Here is a 14,830-nt window from a genome sequence, read left to right as displayed (position 1 = left end):
GGTGGAGAGAGTTCCGGCGGCGGCAGCGTGCCGCGCTGCGGGAGAGCAACCGGCCCACGGCCGGGCTGGAGCACCTGCCCGCCGGCGTCGAGCCCGGTGCGCCCGGTGCGCCCGGTGCGCCGGGTGCGCGCCCCGGTCCCGCCTCCGGCTCCACCGGTGCCCCCGACGGTGACCCCGGTCTGCTCGCCGCCGTCCTGCCCCCGATCGAGGGCGCCACGACCCCGGGACAGCCGGCTCCTGCCGCCGAGCCCACCCTGCAGGCCCCCGCACCCACCCCGGGGCAGACCGGGACGGGCCACGACGGCGCACCCCTGGCCACCGAGGACCTCGGCGCCCCCGCCGGCCAGCGCTTCGGCCGGGCCGGCCGACCGCTGAACCGCCAGTCGCCCTTCTACGTCGGTTTCGTCGGTGCCCTCGGCGTGCTCGTGGCCCTCGGCCTGTGGCAGGTGCTCGGGCGGCTCACCGCCGTCATCACCCTCCTGGTGGTCTCGCTCTTCCTGACCCTGGCCATCAACCCCCTGGTGGAGTCGCTGACGAACCGCGGGATCAACCGGCCCAGCGCCGTCTCCATCGTCTTCGCCGGTGTCGTCGCGGTGTTCGTCCTGCTGGGCCTCGTGGTGGTGCCGCCGGTCATCGAGCAGGGGACCCAGCTCATCGAGGACGCCCCCGGCTACGCCAACCAGTTCCTGGACTCCTCGGTCGTGCGCAACATCGACCGGGACTACCAGGTCGTCGACAAGGTCTCCGAGGAGTTCAACAAGCGCCTCACCGACAGCAGCTTCCTCAGCCAGGTGTTCGGCGGGGTGCTCGGCGCCGGGCGCGCGGTCGTCACCGGGATCTTCCAGTTCTTCACGGTCATGATCCTCGTGCTGTTCTTCCTCGGCACGCTGCCGAAGGTCAAGCAGGCGGCCTACGCCACGGTCCCGACCTCGCGTCGCGCCCGCGTCGAGTCGCTCTCCGAGGAGATCATGCGGCGGACCGGCTCGTACGCGATCGGCCAGGTCGCCGTGGCGACGATCAACGCCGTCTGCAGCTGGATCATGATGACGATCCTCGGCATCCCGTATGCCGCGGTGCTGGCCGTCGTCGTCGGCTTCCTCGGGCTCGTGCCCATGGTGGGCGCCACGCTCGGGGCCTTCCTGGTGTGCGTCGTGGCGCTGTTCGACGAGCCCCGGAAGGCCATCATCGTGGCGATCTACTACGTGGTGTACCAGCAGGTCGAGAACTACGTCGTCGTGCCGCGGGTCATGCAGCGCACCGTGTCGGTGCCCGGCGCGGTGACCGTCGTCGCGGCCCTGGCGGGTGGCACGCTGCTCGGCGTCCTCGGCGCCCTGCTCGCCATCCCCTTCGCGGCGGGCCTGCTGCTGCTCTACGAAGAGGTGCTGCTCCCCCGCCAGCGCCGCCACTGAGGGTCGCGAGCCTGGACCCCGCCCTCGCGTCTGACCATCCACACCTCCGCTTCGCTCCGGTGCTCACGCCAGAGACCCACCACGGCCCTCCGGGCCGGGTCCGCGAGCGCTCGTCACCCTCGTGACGTGCCTGCCGGACTCGCTCTGTCGGCACCCGGTCTGCTCCGACCCGCCAGCTCGCGCCAGCGGACGCGGTGCCCCGTGACCACGAGCGCGCGCCGGTACACCGCCGACCCGGCATACACGAGCGCCACCGCGGTGCCCGCCGTGAGGGCCATCGAGGTCAGCAGCTGCCACACGGGCACCTCGCCGCCCGACCACCGGATCGGCATCGCCATCGGGGCGCTCAGCGGGAACATCGAGACGGCGGTGCCCCAGGCGCTCGACGGGTCGCCCATGACGACGACGACGCTGAGGAGGTAGCCGACCACGAGCAGGGTCGTCACCGGTGCCACGGCCGCGTTCGCCTCGGTGACCTTGTCGACCATCGCTGCGGAGGCGGCGAACAGGAAGGCGTAGAGGGCGAACCCGAGGATGAACCACACGACTCCGAGGGCGAGGTCACCGCTGGCCACGCTGGGCAGGTCCACCTCGCCGAAGCGGATCGCGACCGCCAGGGGCGCCCCCAGCACCAGCAGCTGGGCCAGGGTCGCCGTGCCGATCGCCGCCACGGTGCCCACCAGGACCTGGCTGGGACGCAGCACCGCCAGCAGCACCTCCGAGAGGCGGGTCGCCTTCTCCAGCGCGACCGCCGTGGCGATGGCGCTCCCGGCGAAGGTGAGGGCGACGTAGAGGGCGATGCCCGCCCCGAAGCCGACGGCGGCCCGGGTCTCGCTGTCGACCCGGCCGACCGTGACCTGCTCGGGCGGCTCGACCGCCGCCACCTGCGCGACCTGCTCGGGCGTCAGGCCGAGGGCCTCGAGCCGGGCGCCGCTCTCCAGCGCGACCACCGTCTGCGACACCAGCACCGGGAAGGTCGGGTCGAGGTGCGGCCCCGTGTAGAGGGTGTCCCCGGCGAGGCCCGCCGTCGCCTCGTCGTCGCGCACCGCCTCCCGGACGGCTGTCTCGTCCGGACGGGCCGTGAGCTCGACGGAGAAGTCCCCGCGCGACGCCGCCGACTCCAGCGCCGCCCGCAGCTGCGCCGGTGCCTCGCCCACGGTGGCCAGCGTGTAGGTCGTGGGCTCGCCGAGGACCAGCTGGGGCACCACCACCGCGGCCGCCGACGCCACCAGCAGCAGCGCGGTGACGAGGCGGTAGGTGCGCGAGCGCACCGTCTCCGACAGGCTGCGCTGGGCGACCAGCCACGTCCCGCGCCACCAGCTCATCCGCTGACCTCCTCGAGGACCGGCTCTGCAGCCACCGCCGCCAGGAACAGCTCGGAGAGGGTCGGCAGCTCCAGGCCGAAGTCCCGGACCCGCCCCGCCGAGCGGGCGGCGTCGAGCACTGCCAGCGGGTCCACGCCACTCGGCACGCCCAGCCGCAGGTCGTCGGCGTGGTCGCTGACGACGCGCACGCCGTCGAGGCCGACGAGCCACCCTCGGTCGGGCGTCTCGACGTGGAGTCGCAGCCGGCGCTGCCCGGCGGAGGCCCGGAGGTCGGACACGGCTCCCGCCAGCACCGTCCGGCCGTGGTCGACCATCACGATGTCCTCGCAGAGGTCCTGCACCAGGTCGAGCTGGTGGCTCGAGAAGAGCACGAGGCACCCGCGTGCTGCCCGCTGCCGCAGCATGGCCGACAGGCCCTCCACCGCCACCGGGTCGAGTCCGGCGAAGGGCTCGTCGAGCACGACGACCTCCGGTCCGTGCACGAGCGCCGTGGCCAGCTGGAGCCGCTGCTGCATGCCGCCGGACAGCCGGTCGGTGCGCTCGTCCCACCGGTGGCCGAGCTCGAGCTCGTCGAGGAGGTCGCGCGCCCGTCGGTTGGCCTCGGCACGGGTCAGGCCGTGCAGCCGACCGAAGTGCACGACCTGTGCCCCGGCCGGCATCGCCGGGTAGAGACCACGCTCCTGGGGCAGGTAACCCCACGTGCGCCGGTCGTGCACGTCCTGCAGCCGCTCGCTGCCGAGCCACACCTCGCCGCCGTCCGGCCGGAGCACGCCGAGCAGGATGCGCATCAGGGTGGTCTTGCCCGCGCCGTTGGGTCCGAGCAGGCCCGTGAGCCGTCCGGGCGTCACCGCGCACGAGACGCCGTCGAGGGCCACGCGCTCCCCGAAGGCGTGCACGACGCGGTCGACCCGCAGCCCCGCTGCCACGTCGCCACCATCACCCGGGGCGGCGCGCAGCCGACAGGGCCGAAGGTCTCAGCACGACGGTGGGTCAGCGGCCGGGTTGCCGCTGTCCTACGAGGAGGAGCCTGACCGGGCCTGGGCACCGACGAAGCGGCGGAGCACCTCGAGGAAGACCTCCGGCTGTTCCGAGTGCACCCAGTGGCCCGCGTCCTTGATGGTCACCCGTCGCACCAGGGGGAAGTACCGCTCCATGGCGGGTGCGAACTCGTCACTGACGTAGGGCGACGTCTGGCCGGCAACCCAGAGGACCGGGCCGTCGTAGGGCGCGGCGTCGGCGACGCGGTCCCCGGGCCAGCCGCCGAGCTCCGCCAGGTCGCGCCCGAGGACCTCGAGGTTGGCCTGCCAGCGCCAGCCGTCGCCGTCACCGCCGGAGTCACGGCGCAGGTTCTGCAGCAGGAAGCTGCGAACGGTCGTGTTGGGCACGGCCTCGGCGAGCGCTGCGTCCGCCTCCGCCCGGGTGGTGATGGCGGACAGGTCCATGCCCTGCATCGCGTCGATGTAGTGCCGGAACTCCCCGGCCCGGCCGCCGTAGTCGACCGGCGACATGTCGACGACGCACAGCCGTGCCACCCGCTCGGGGTGCCGCAGGGCCAGCACCATGGCGGCCTTGCCACCCATGGAGTGCCCGACCAAGGTCACCGGGTCGTCGGGGTCGAGCAGCCCGGCGACCTCGTCGGCGACGTCGAGGTAGTCGAACTCCTCGGGCCACGCCGAGCGCCCGTGGTGCGGCATGTCGACCAGGGTGACCCGGTGCTCGTCCGCAAGCGCCTTGCCGACGTGGGTCCAGTTCTTCCCCTGCCCGAAAAGCCCGTGGCAGAAGACGACTCGCGACCCGCTCTCGCCGAGGTCGGTGGTGTGCAGGCTCATCGGATCGACCCCTGGGTGTGGCGCCGGCCCCGGGCGGACCAGCACGGTGAGTGCCAGTGGCGCCGGTCGTCGAGGCCGCCGACGCCGTCGGCCGGCCACACCACGACGTGGGGCGTGCCGACCGCGATGGTGTGCTGGCAGCCGGGGCACAGGTAGGCCCGGCTGGCCCCCGCCCCCGTGACGCGGCGCACGAACCACTCGCCCCCGGCATACGACTCCCGCTGCGTGAGCCCGCCGAGCGCGCGGTCGACGTTCAACGGAGCGTCGTCGCGGCGGCGGCGGTTGGCGCGGGGCACGGCCCCATCCTCGCAAAAGACGCACGGTCGCAAGGAGGCAGGCTCGCAAAGACGCGGGTATGCCGCGTGGCCGGGCCACGCGGCATACCCGCCTCTGCGTCGGGGAGCTCAGGCGTAGGTGCGGAAGCCGCGCCCGGTCTTGCGGCCGAGGTAGCCGGCCGTGACCAGGTGCTCGAGCAGCGGCGCGGGGGCGAAGCCCGGCTCGCGGAACTCGAGGTAGAGCTCGCGCTGGATCGCCAGGGAGACGTCGAGGCCGACGACGTCGAGCAGCTCGAACGGGCCCATGGGCAGGCCGCAGCCGGTCTTCATCGCGGTGTCGATGTCGTCGGCGCTGGCGTAGTTGGCCTGCAGCATCTTCACCGCGTCGTTGAGGTACGGGAAGAGCAGCGCGTTGACGATGAAGCCCGAGCGGTCCCCGCAGGTCACGGCCTGCTTGCCGACCTGGGCGCAGAGGTCCTGGACGGTCGCCACGACGTCGTCGGCGGTGGAGACGGTGTGCACGACCTCGACGAGCCTCATGACCTGGGCCGGGTTGAAGAAGTGCATGCCGACGACGTCCTGCGGGCGCTTCGTCACCGCGGCGCACTCCACGACGGGCAGCGAGGAGGTCGTGGTGGCGAGGATCGCCCCCGGCCTGCAGATCTCGTCGAGGTTCTCGAAGAGCGCGCGCTTGACGGCGAGGTCCTCGACGACCGCCTCGACGACGAGGTCGGCGTCGCGCAGGTCGTCGAGCGAGGTCGTGCCGGTCAGGTGCGTGAGCGCCTCGGCGCGGGCTTCCTCGGTCAGCTTGCCGCGCTGCACCGCCTTCTCGAGGCTCTTCTCGATGGCGGCCTGCACCGCCGCGACCTTGGCCTCGGCCCGGGCGACGAAGACGACGTCGTACCCCGCCTTGGCGAAGACCTCGATGATGCCGGTGGCCATGGTCCCGGAGCCGACGACGCCGATCCGGCGGACCGGTCGCAGGGCGAGGCCGGACTCGGCGGCGGGCTTGGGCGTGAGGTGGTCCGCGACGACGGTCGACGAGCCCTCCTCGGCGTAGGTGTAGAAGCCGCGGCCACTCTTGCGGCCCTTGAGCCCGGCGCTGACCATCTGCTTGATGATCGGGCTGGGGGCGTGCAGCCGGTCGCGGCCCTGCTTGTACATCGTGTCGAGGATCTCGTAGGCGGTGTCGAGGCCGATGAGGTCCATCAGCGCCAGCGGACCCATCGGGTAGCCGCAGCCGAGCTTCATCGCCGCGTCGATGTCCTCGCGGGAGGCGTACTTGCTCTCGAACATCGCGACCGCGTGGTTGAGGTAGCCGAAGAGCAGTGCGTTGGCGATGAAGCCGGCCTTGTCCCCCACCACGACGGGCTGCTTGCCGAGCCGCTGGGCGAGGGCCTTGACGTCCTCGAACACCTCGTCCTCGGTGACGACGGTGCGCACGACCTCGACGAACTGGAGCACCGGCGCAGGGTTGAAGAAGTGCATGCCGACGACCCGCTTGGGGTTGCTGGTCGCGACGGCGATCTCGGTGACCGGCAGGCTCGAGGTGTTGGTCGCGAGCACCGCATCGGGCCCGACGATCGAGTCGAGCTTGGCGAAGATGTCCTTCTTGAGGTCGAGGTGCTCCGGCACGGCCTCGACCACGAGCTGGCAGTCGGCGAGGTCACCCATGTCGGAGGTGAAGGTGACCCGGCTGTGCAGGGCGGCCTGGTCCTCGGCGGTCAGCTTGCCGCGGGAGACGGCCCGGTCGGTCGAGTGCTGCAGTACCCCGCGCCCGTGCTCCACCGCGGCCGCGTCGACCTCGACCGCCACGACGTCGATCCCGTTGCGGGCGAACACCTCGACGATGCCGGCACCCATGGTGCCGAGACCGATCACACCGACCTTGCTGAAGTCACGAGCCATGCGGGTGAGTCTGTCAGAGCCCGTATGCCGCGGGGAGAGCCAGCCGGCGTGACCCTCCCCACCCGGGGACGCCCGAGGCCGTGCGATGGTTGCCGCCCGCGCGAGCTACCAGGAGAAGCCCGCCTCGAGCAGGGCCGTCTCCGCGGTGAAACGCTGGTCGCGGGTCAGCGGCGTCGCGGTGGCGGGGACCGGCACGTCGACGGTGCGGCAGCACTCGAGGAGCACGTAGTCGTAGGCGGCGGTGCATGCCCTCAGCCGCATCGCCTTCGCCGGGAGGTCGCTGGCGTCGATCCGCTGCAGCTCACCGCCGAGCCGGCGCAGCTCGAGGCCGAGCAGGACCGGCGGCAGGGGTTCGGGTTCGGGGCGGCGCCGGCGGAAGAGCCTGAACCGGCGGAGGCGGGGCCGCAGCCGGTCGGCGAGCCAGCGCACCGTGCGAGGCGGCTTTCCGGTGGCGAACCACTCCAGCACCGACCACGCCGCGCCGAAGGTCGCGACGATCACGCCGCACAGGGCGACGTAGGCCAGCAGGTTCACCATCGAACTCACCTCTCCCTTCCGAGTCTGCGCCGTCCACGCACGGGCGTGCAACGGGGCGCTTCGCCCGGGTTAGGGTGTCCGACTGTGCGGCTGGTGATTGCGAAGTGCAGCGTGGACTACGACGGGCGGCTCAGCGCCCACCTCCCCCTGGCGACCCGGCTGCTGCTGGTCAAGGCCGACGGGTCGGTGCTGGTGCACAGCGACGGCGGGTCCTACAAGCCGCTGAACTGGATGTCGCCGCCCTGCGCGATGGCGGAGCTCGACCCCGAGGACCACGAGGCGGCCGACGGGGTCACGCTCGTCTGGCAGGTCCAGCACGCCAAGTCCGAGGACCGCCTGCGCGTGCTCATCCACGACGTGCTGCACGACACCTCGCACGAGCTCGGCATCGACCCCGGCCTGGTCAAGGACGGCGTCGAGGCGCACCTGCAGAAGCTGTTGGCCGAGCACATCCACACCCTCGGCGACGGCTGGACGCTGGTGCGTCGCGAGTACATGACCGCCATCGGCCCGGTCGACATCCTCTGCAAGGACCACCGCGGCGGCTCCGTCGCCGTCGAGATCAAGCGGCGCGGAGACATCGACGGTGTCGAGCAGCTCACCCGGTACCTCGAGCTGATGAACCGCGACCCGCACCTCGCGCCGGTCACGGGGGTCTTCGCCGCCCAGGAGATCAAGCCGCAGGCCCGCACCCTCGCCCAGGACCGCGGCATCCGCTGCGTCACCCTCGACTACGACGCGCTCCGCGGCATCGACGACACCACGACCCGCCTCTTCTGACACCTCCCCGGGTCCACCTCCCCGGGTCGAGGTATTACTGCGCGGGATCCCGCGCACTAATACCTCGACCGGGACTAGTCAGCGTGGGGTGACGGGGTCGAGGACGACGTCGGGCAGCAGCCGGTCGACGTCGGTGGGGCTGAGGCGGCCGGCGAGCAGGTGCAGCACGGCGGCGGCGGACCAGGCCACCGCGTTCGCGAGCCCGTCGGCGGGGGCCCCGCCATCGGCCATGGTGGCCGCCAGCGCCGCCACCGCGGCATCGCCCGCCCCCGTCGGGTTGCCGTGCAGCGACCGGCGCAGCCGCGCCCCGCGTGCGGTGCCGTGGGCGTCGACCAGCACGAGGCCCTCGGCGCCGAGCGAGACGAGCACCTCCCGGGCTCCGCGCGCCCGGAGGGCGCGGGCGGCGAGCACCGGCTCGTCGGTGCCGGTCGCCTCGAGCGCCTCCACCCGGTTGGGCTTGACCAGGTCCGGGCCGGCGGCGAGGACCGCCGTCAGGGGCTCCCCTGAGGTGTCGACCACCGCACGGGCACCGCGCTCGTGGGCGAGGGCGACGAGGTGGGCACAGCCGTCGACCGGCGCGCCGGGCGGCAGGCTGCCGGACACCACGACGACCGAGGCGCTGGTCTGCTCCAGCAGCGAGCCGAGGTGTGTGAGCAGCGCGGCCCACTCGGCGCCGCTGACCAGCGGGCCGGGCTCGTTGAAGACCGTGGCGTCACCGTCGGAGTCGGAGACCACCGCGACCGAACGGCGCGTCTCCCCGGCGCACCCGGCGAAGTCATGGCGTATGCCGCGCGCGTCGAGGTCCGCGCGCACCGCCTCCCCCGCCCGCCCGCCGAGCAGGCCGGTGGCCAGGACGGGCACGCCACGGCCCGCGAGCACCGAGGCGACGTTGACGCCCTTGCCCCCGGCCACCGCGGCCACCTCGGTGACGCGGTGGCTGGCGTGGGGCACCAGTCGGGGGACGCGGTAGGTCACGTCCACCGCGGCGTTCGGGGTGACGGTGATGATCACAGCAGGTCCCACGCGAGGCAGGCAGCGCCCAGGCAGCCGGCGCGGTCGCCGAGGGCGGCGAGCTCCACGCTCGGCGGCCGCTGGAAGGTCAGCCGACCGGAGACGGCCCGGCGGAGCGGCTCCAGCAGCACGTCGCCGCTGCGCGAGAGACCGCCGCCGACGAGGACCCGCTCGACGCCGGTGAGGGTCACCGCCATGACCAGCGCGCGCCCCAGCGCGTCGACGGCGTGACCCCACACGGCGGCGGCGTCCGGGTCACCGGCGGCGACCAGTGCCGCGACGCGCTCGGCCGTGACCGGCTCCGGCAGACCCAGCCGCGCGGCATACGAGCGCTCGATGGCGGCGGCCGAGCTCACGGCCTCCAGGCAGCCGCGGGCGCCGCACCCGCAGACCGGGCCCTCCGGCTCCACCTCCATGTGGCCGAGCTCGCCGGCGTAGCCTCCGCCCTGCAGGACGCGGCCGTCGACCATCAGGGCCCCGGCGATGCCGGTGCCGAGCGGCACGAACATGACGTTCTCGGCGCCGCGTGCCGCGCCCAGCCGGGCCTCGGCGAGCAGTCCGGCACGCACGTCGTGGCCGAGCGCGACGGGCAGCCCGAGCCGTTGCTCGAGCGGGCCCACGACGTCGACGTCGCGCCAGCCCAGGTTGGCCGACCACACCGCGGCCCCCCTCGCGTCGTCGACCACCCCGGGGACGACCACGCCGCAGCCGCCGAGCCGCACGGCATACCCACGCTGCGCCGCGGCGCCCACCAGCCGGCTCAGCGTGGACTCCACCGCGCCGACCAGCGCACCGGGGCGGCCGAGGCCCGTCGGGGTGGCCTCGGTGGCGGCGACGACCTCGACGCCCGCGCGGTCGACGAGGGCAGCCTTGACCCGCGTGCCGCCGACGTCGACGGCAGCCACGGCCTCGAGCGGCGCACCGGCGCCCGGCTCCCCCACGCCTAGACCTGCTCGACGGTGACACCGGCCGCACGGAGGGCGCGGACGTCGTCGCCCGGGGCGGTCCTGTCGGTGACGAGCACGTCGATCCGCGCCGTCGGGCAGATCCGGGCGAAGGCCCGCCGGCCCACCTTGTCGCCGGTGGCCACCACCACGACGCGGTCCGAGCGCTGCACCATCAGGGCGTTGATGCCCGCCTCGCCCTCGTGCCGGCAGGTCGCGCCGGCCGGGGCCGAGACGGCGTCGACCCCCAGGAACACCGTGTCGAGCCACAGCTCGTTCAGCACCATCGACGCCAGCGGTCCGGACAGCTCGTACGACTCCTGCCGCGCCACGCCGCCGAGACTGACGCAGCGGATGAAGGGGCGCAGCACCATCTCGGTCGCAATGTTGAGCGCGTTGGTCACCACCGTGATGGCCGGCCGCTCCGTCGAGCTCGCGAGGTCGGAGCGTGCTGCGAGGCGCCGCGCCGTGGCACTGGTCGTGGTGCCGCCGTTGAAACCGACGACCGACCCCTCGACGGCGAGCTCCGCTGCAGCAGCGGCGATCCGGCCCTTGGCCGTGTCACCCGACGCCTGCTTGTACCGGGCGGGCAGGTCGTACGCGACCGCCGTGGCGACCACTCCTCCATGCGTGCGCGTGACGAGCTGCTGCGCGGCCAGCTCGCCGAAGTCGCGCCGCACGGTGGCCTCCGACACGCCGAGCTCGTCGACGACCTGGGCCACGCTGAGGCGGCCGTGCTCGGCGAGCAGGCCGAGCAGGGCGCTCCAGCGCGTGCCGCGGTCCATGGCGCGGCCGGTCGGGGTCACTTCACCGAGCCGGCCGTCAGGCCGCCGACGAGGTGCTTCTCGATGACGGCGAAGAGGATCACGACCGGCACGATCGCGATGACCGCGGCGGCGAACAGCTGGTCCCAGTGCTGCTCGTACCCGGTGACGTACGACGTGATGCCGACGGTGAGTGGCTTCCTGCTCTCGTCGATCATGAGCGTCAGCGCCACGACGTACTCGTTCCACGCCGCGATGAACGTGAAGATCACCGCCGTGACGATCCCCGGAAGCGTCAGCGGCAGCATGACCCGCCGCAGCGTCCCGAACCGGCTGCAGCCATCGAGGTTGGCCGCCTCCTCCACCTCCTTCGGGATGGAGGCGAAGAACCCGTGCAGGATCCACACCGCGAACGCGAGGTTGAAGGCGGCGTTCGTCAGGATGAGCGCCCCGTAGGTGTTGACCATGTTGAGGTTGAACCACTCGCGGTAGATGCCGACGACCAGGGCCGTGGGCGAGAACATCTGCGTCACGAGGACGAGGAGCAGGAACGCCATCCGCCCCGGGAAGCGGAAGCGCGCCGTGTAGTAGGCGGCGGGGATCGACACGACGATGACGATGAGCGTCGAGGCCCCCGCGACGATGAGCGAGGTCTTGAGCCAGTTGAGGAACCGCTCGTCGCCGAGGACCTGGGCATACGTCGACAGCTGCCACTCGCGCGGCAGGAACGTCGGCGGTGTGCGCACGACGTCGCCGCTCGGTCGCAGCGAGTTGAGCACCATGACGACGTAGGGCGCCAGGAAGACGAGTGCCAGCGCCAGGCCCCCGAGGGGAAGCACCCAGGTGCGGTGGCGCCCCCATCCCGTATGCCGCGTGCCGCCCTCGGTGCGCACGGCACCCGGGCGGGCGCTGGTGTCGGTGGCCGCGCTCATGCCGTCTCCTCCCGCCATCTCGTGAACCTCAGGTAGACCATGACGACGGCCAGGATCAGCACGACGTTGAAGACGCCCGCCGCGGCCGACATGCCCACGTCCTTCTCGGCGCTCTTGAAGGCCAGCTTGTACATGAACGTGATCGTCGTGTCGTGCGCGAAGCCGGGGTTGCGGTCGTTGAGCACGTAGATGATCGGGAACGAGTTGAAGACGTTGATGATGTTGAGCACCGCCGCCACCAGCAACGCGGGGCGCAGCAGGGGAAGGGTGATCCTCCACCACGTCTGCAACGGGCTCGCGCCGTCCACCCGCGCGGCCTCGTAGACCTCGGTGGGGATGGCGTTCAGCCCGGCGACGAACACGTAGGCGGTGAACGGGATCGAGACGAAGACCCCCACCAGGATCATCGACGGCATGATCCAGGCGTCGCTGCCGAGGAAGTCGACCGGCCCGAGGCCGAACTTCGACAGGACCAGGTTGAGCGTCCCGTAGTAGTAGTCGTAGATCATCACGTAGGTCTTCGCGGTGATGACGAGGGAGGCGGCCCACGGGACGATGATCGCCCAGCGCACGACCTTGCGGCCCCAGAAGTCCTTCGTGAGGAACTGCGCCACGCCCAGGCTGATGAGGACGGTCAGCGCCACCACGGCAACGACCCACACGATGGTGTTCACGAGCACGGTGCCGAGCATCGGGTGGCTGAGCACGGCGCGGTAGTTCTCGGCTCCCGCGTCACCGAGCCGCAGGCCGGTGATCGAGAACTCGCTCAGCGAGGCCCGCACCAGCTCGATCGCAGGGAAGATGACCACCCCGGCGATGAGCAGCAGGGCGGGGCCGAGCCACAGCAGGGCCGAGCCCACCGAGGCGCGGTCCGTGCGGCGTCGGCCGCGCGGCACACGGCCTTGTCGCGCGAGCGGCCCTGCTCCGCCCGCGCCACCTGCGGTGGTGGCCGCGGGAGTCCCCGCGGCCACCACGCTGGACTGCTGGTCCGACACCGTCAGCTGCCGCTCTCGGCCTGCTTCTGCAGGTCGTCGAGGACCTTCTGGGGGTCGCCGCCGCTGCCCACGGCGCTACCGAGGTTCTGCTGCACCGCGAGCTTGACCTTGTCCCAGCTGGGGTCGTCGGTCGGGGTGAGGTGGGCGTTGGGCAGGGTGTCGAGGTAGACCTTGAGCTTCTCGTCGGTGGAGAAGAACTCCACGCCGCTCTTGGTCACCGGCAGGAAGCCCTCGGCCTTGATGAACTGGTTGACCTGGTCCTTCTGGTAGTACAGCTCGTAGAAGGCCTTGACCGCCTCCTGGTTGCCCGGCTTCTTGAAGGCCATCAGGTAGTCGGTGACGCCGAAGGTCTGCGGCTCGCTCTCCTGCGTCGGCATCGGGGCCACGCCGTAGTCGACCTTGCCCTCCTTGTCGAGGTCAGCGGCCAGCGGGGAGAAGCCGACGACCATGCCGACCTTGCCGGACTTGAAGAGGTTGAACGCGTCGGCCCGGTTGGTCTTGCCCGGGTTGTTCTGCGTGACCTTGTCGTCGGTGATCTTCTTGAGGAACGTGAGCGCCTCGACGTTCTCAGCCGAGTTGATGGTCCACTTGCCGTCCTTCTTCCAGTCGCCGCCGTTGTTGAACAGCCACATGGAGAACTCGCCCTGGGACTCCTCGGGGCCGAGCGGGAGGCCGTAGCCGATGCTGCCGTCCCCGAGAGCGGTGATCTTCTTGGCGGCGGCCTCGAACTCCTCCCAGGTCTTCGGCGGCTCCGCAATGCCGGCCTTCTTGAAGATCGCCTTGTTGTAGAAGAAGGCGCGGGCCGAGGACAGGTCGGGGAAGCCGTAGAGCTTGCCGTCGTAGGTGCCGCTCTTGACGAAGGACTCGAGCAGGTCCGACTTGGCGGCCTCCGGCAGGACCTCGTCGCCGTGGTAGAGCAGGCCGTCCTTGGCGTAGGACGCGTAGGCGTTGAGGTTGAGGATGTCGGGGGCGTTGTTGTTCTGGATCATCGTGCTCGAGGTCTGGTCGATGGTGTCCCAGCTGACGACCTGGACCTCGAGCTCGGTGCCGGTCTTGGCCTTGTACTTCTCCGCGAACTGCTTCCAGAACGCAGCGGTGTTGTCCTTGGAGTACTCCGCCGCGACCAGCTTGATCTTGGTCGCCTTCGCCGCCGAGGCGTCGCCGCCGCCCCCGCCTGCGCTACCGGCTCCTGAGCCGCCGCTGCAGGCGGCCAGGGCCAGCCCTCCGGCCAGCGCGACCGCGGCCACCCGAACCGCGCTCGTGTGTCTTGACGTCATTGTCTGCACTCCTACTTCGTTGTCGAGTGACCTTGATTGATTCTTAGCGAATGTCGGCCGCTTCAGTCAGGTTCGGCGGCGCATGCCGGACAGCGTGGCCCCTCTCAGGCGCGACGTCAAGCACTTCTGACCCCAGACGACGGTCAAAGCGCGCAAACCGTCCCAGACACTTGACTGATCGATTCTGAGTGCTCAACAATCTCCACAATCCGAATCACTCACAGAACGGGTGCCCATGACCACCTACGCCAACCACCTCGCCGCCGAGATCGCCACCCAGCCGGACGACTGGACCGCAGTGCTCGGCCGGGTCGACGAGGCCCGCGGCCTCCTGCCCCGGCCCGGCGCCTCGGTCGCCGTGGTCGGCTGCGGCACGTCCTTCTTCATGGCGCAGGCGTATGCCGCGCTGCGCGAGGCCGCGGGCCGCGGCGTGGGGGGACGGACCGAGGCGCACGCGGCGAGCGAGTTCCCCGCCGGCCGGGGCTACGACCACGTCGTGGCCATCTCGCGGTCCGGCACCACGACCGAGGTGATCGACCTGCTCGCCGACCTGCGCGTCCGCGGCCAGCAGAGCACCGCGATCGTGGCGACCGGGGGCACACCGATCCCGGGCCTGGCGACCGATGCGCTCCTGCTGCCGGAGGTCGACGAGCAGTCCGTCGTCCAGACCCGCTTCGCCACCACGACGCTGGCGTTGTTGCGCGCCACGCTCGGCGAGGACCTCACGCCCGCCATCGCCGACGCGCGGGCGGTCCTCGCCGAGGACGAGGACAGCGCGCTCGCGGGGGTGGCGCAGGCGGAGCAGATCACCTTCGTCGGCCGCGGCTGGACCATCGGCCTCGCC

15 protein-coding genes are annotated in these 14,830 nt (G+C 71.9%); 3 read left to right on the top strand and 12 right to left on the bottom strand.

Features of this window, described 5'->3' with window-relative positions; all coding sequences use genetic code 11:
* The coding region (locus VIB11_RS16450; RefSeq protein ID WP_414695873.1) for an AI-2E family transporter at positions 1–1,409 on the top strand (1,409 nt) is incomplete at its 5' end.
* A gap of 113 nt (positions 1,410–1,522) precedes the next feature.
* On the opposite strand, the gene VIB11_RS16445 is transcribed toward VIB11_RS16450, so the two are convergent.
* The 6 genes from VIB11_RS16445 to VIB11_RS16420 all read right to left on the bottom strand — a co-directional run bounded on the left by VIB11_RS16445 (position 1,523) and on the right by VIB11_RS16420 (position 7,292).
* Entirely contained in the window at positions 1,523–2,734 is a 1,212-nt protein-coding gene (locus tag VIB11_RS16445; RefSeq protein ID WP_332032684.1) for an ABC transporter permease, read from the bottom strand.
* Entirely contained in the window at positions 2,731–3,660 is a 930-nt protein-coding gene (locus tag VIB11_RS16440) for an ABC transporter ATP-binding protein (protein WP_332032682.1), read from the bottom strand. Before VIB11_RS16440 ends, VIB11_RS16445 begins: the two co-directional genes overlap by 4 nt.
* 87 nt (positions 3,661–3,747) lie before the next feature.
* Positions 3,748–4,563, bottom strand: coding sequence for an alpha/beta fold hydrolase (locus VIB11_RS16435; RefSeq protein ID WP_332032680.1), 816 nt, complete (start codon positions 4,561–4,563; stop codon positions 3,748–3,750).
* A complete protein-coding gene (locus VIB11_RS16430) occupies positions 4,560–4,859 on the bottom strand; it encodes a hypothetical protein (RefSeq protein WP_332032678.1) in 300 nt (99 codons plus the stop codon). The genes VIB11_RS16435 and VIB11_RS16430 overlap by 4 nt, the downstream gene beginning before the upstream one ends.
* A gap of 108 nt (positions 4,860–4,967) precedes the next feature.
* On the bottom strand, positions 4,968–6,746 hold the full coding sequence (locus VIB11_RS16425; RefSeq protein WP_332032676.1) for a 3-hydroxybutyryl-CoA dehydrogenase: 1,779 nt from the start codon (positions 6,744–6,746) through the stop codon (positions 4,968–4,970).
* A 105-nt stretch (positions 6,747–6,851) separates the two neighbouring features.
* On the bottom strand, positions 6,852–7,292 hold the full coding sequence (locus VIB11_RS16420) for a hypothetical protein (RefSeq protein ID WP_332032674.1): 441 nt from the start codon (positions 7,290–7,292) through the stop codon (positions 6,852–6,854).
* Between the two features lie 75 nt (positions 7,293–7,367).
* Here VIB11_RS16420 and nucS point away from each other — a divergent pair, with 75 nt between their 5' ends.
* Positions 7,368–8,063, top strand: coding sequence for an endonuclease NucS (nucS, locus tag VIB11_RS16415; protein WP_332032672.1), 696 nt, complete (start codon positions 7,368–7,370; stop codon positions 8,061–8,063).
* Positions 8,064–8,141: 78 nt separating this feature from the next.
* Here the strand turns inward: nucS and VIB11_RS16410 are convergent, their stop codons facing one another.
* From VIB11_RS16410 to VIB11_RS16385, 6 genes are all read right to left on the bottom strand, one after another.
* A complete protein-coding gene (locus tag VIB11_RS16410; RefSeq protein WP_332032671.1) occupies positions 8,142–9,086 on the bottom strand; it encodes a hexose kinase in 945 nt (314 codons plus the stop codon).
* Positions 9,071–10,015 carry an ROK family protein gene (locus VIB11_RS16405; RefSeq protein WP_332032670.1) on the bottom strand — a complete coding sequence of 315 codons (945 nt, stop codon included), beginning with the start codon at positions 10,013–10,015 and terminating at the stop codon, positions 9,071–9,073. Before VIB11_RS16405 ends, VIB11_RS16410 begins: the two co-directional genes overlap by 16 nt.
* Before the next feature lie 2 nt (positions 10,016–10,017).
* A complete protein-coding gene (locus tag VIB11_RS16400; protein ID WP_332032668.1) occupies positions 10,018–10,824 on the bottom strand; it encodes a DeoR/GlpR family DNA-binding transcription regulator in 807 nt (268 codons plus the stop codon).
* Positions 10,821–11,714, bottom strand: coding sequence for a carbohydrate ABC transporter permease (locus tag VIB11_RS16395; RefSeq protein WP_332032666.1), 894 nt, complete (start codon positions 11,712–11,714; stop codon positions 10,821–10,823). Before VIB11_RS16395 ends, VIB11_RS16400 begins: the two co-directional genes overlap by 4 nt.
* A complete protein-coding gene (locus VIB11_RS16390) occupies positions 11,711–12,610 on the bottom strand; it encodes a sugar ABC transporter permease (RefSeq protein ID WP_332032664.1) in 900 nt (299 codons plus the stop codon). Before VIB11_RS16390 ends, VIB11_RS16395 begins: the two co-directional genes overlap by 4 nt.
* Positions 12,611–12,711: 101 nt before the next feature.
* Complete coding sequence (locus VIB11_RS16385) at positions 12,712–13,986, bottom strand: extracellular solute-binding protein (RefSeq protein ID WP_332032662.1); 1,275 nt, start codon at positions 13,984–13,986, stop codon at positions 12,712–12,714.
* A gap of 235 nt (positions 13,987–14,221) precedes the next feature.
* Between VIB11_RS16385 and VIB11_RS16380 the strand changes: the two genes are divergently transcribed.
* Positions 14,222–14,830: SIS domain-containing protein (locus tag VIB11_RS16380; protein ID WP_332032660.1), on the top strand; the 609-nt coding region annotated here is incomplete at its 3' end.

This window comes from Pedococcus sp. (assembly GCF_036554925.1).
In the GTDB taxonomy this organism is placed as follows: Bacteria; Actinomycetota; Actinomycetes; order Actinomycetales; family Dermatophilaceae; genus Pedococcus_A.
Note: the sequence above shows the minus strand (reverse complement) of the source record. Positions and strands in the feature narration are given on the sequence as shown.

Excerpts from the sequence above, each read along its gene's own strand:
- VIB11_RS16395 (WP_332032666.1), bottom strand. The coding sequence starts at position 11,714 with ATGAGCGCGGCCACCGACACCAGCGCCCGCCCGGGTGCCGTGCGCACC.
- VIB11_RS16385 (WP_332032662.1), bottom strand. The coding sequence starts at position 13,986 with ATGACGTCAAGACACACGAGCGCGGTTCGGGTGGCCGCGGTCGCGCTG.
- VIB11_RS16435 (WP_332032680.1), bottom strand. The coding sequence starts at position 4,563 with ATGAGCCTGCACACCACCGACCTCGGCGAGAGCGGGTCGCGAGTCGTC.
- VIB11_RS16425 (WP_332032676.1), bottom strand. The coding sequence starts at position 6,746 with ATGGCTCGTGACTTCAGCAAGGTCGGTGTGATCGGTCTCGGCACCATG.
- VIB11_RS16445 (WP_332032684.1), bottom strand. The coding sequence starts at position 2,734 with ATGAGCTGGTGGCGCGGGACGTGGCTGGTCGCCCAGCGCAGCCTGTCG.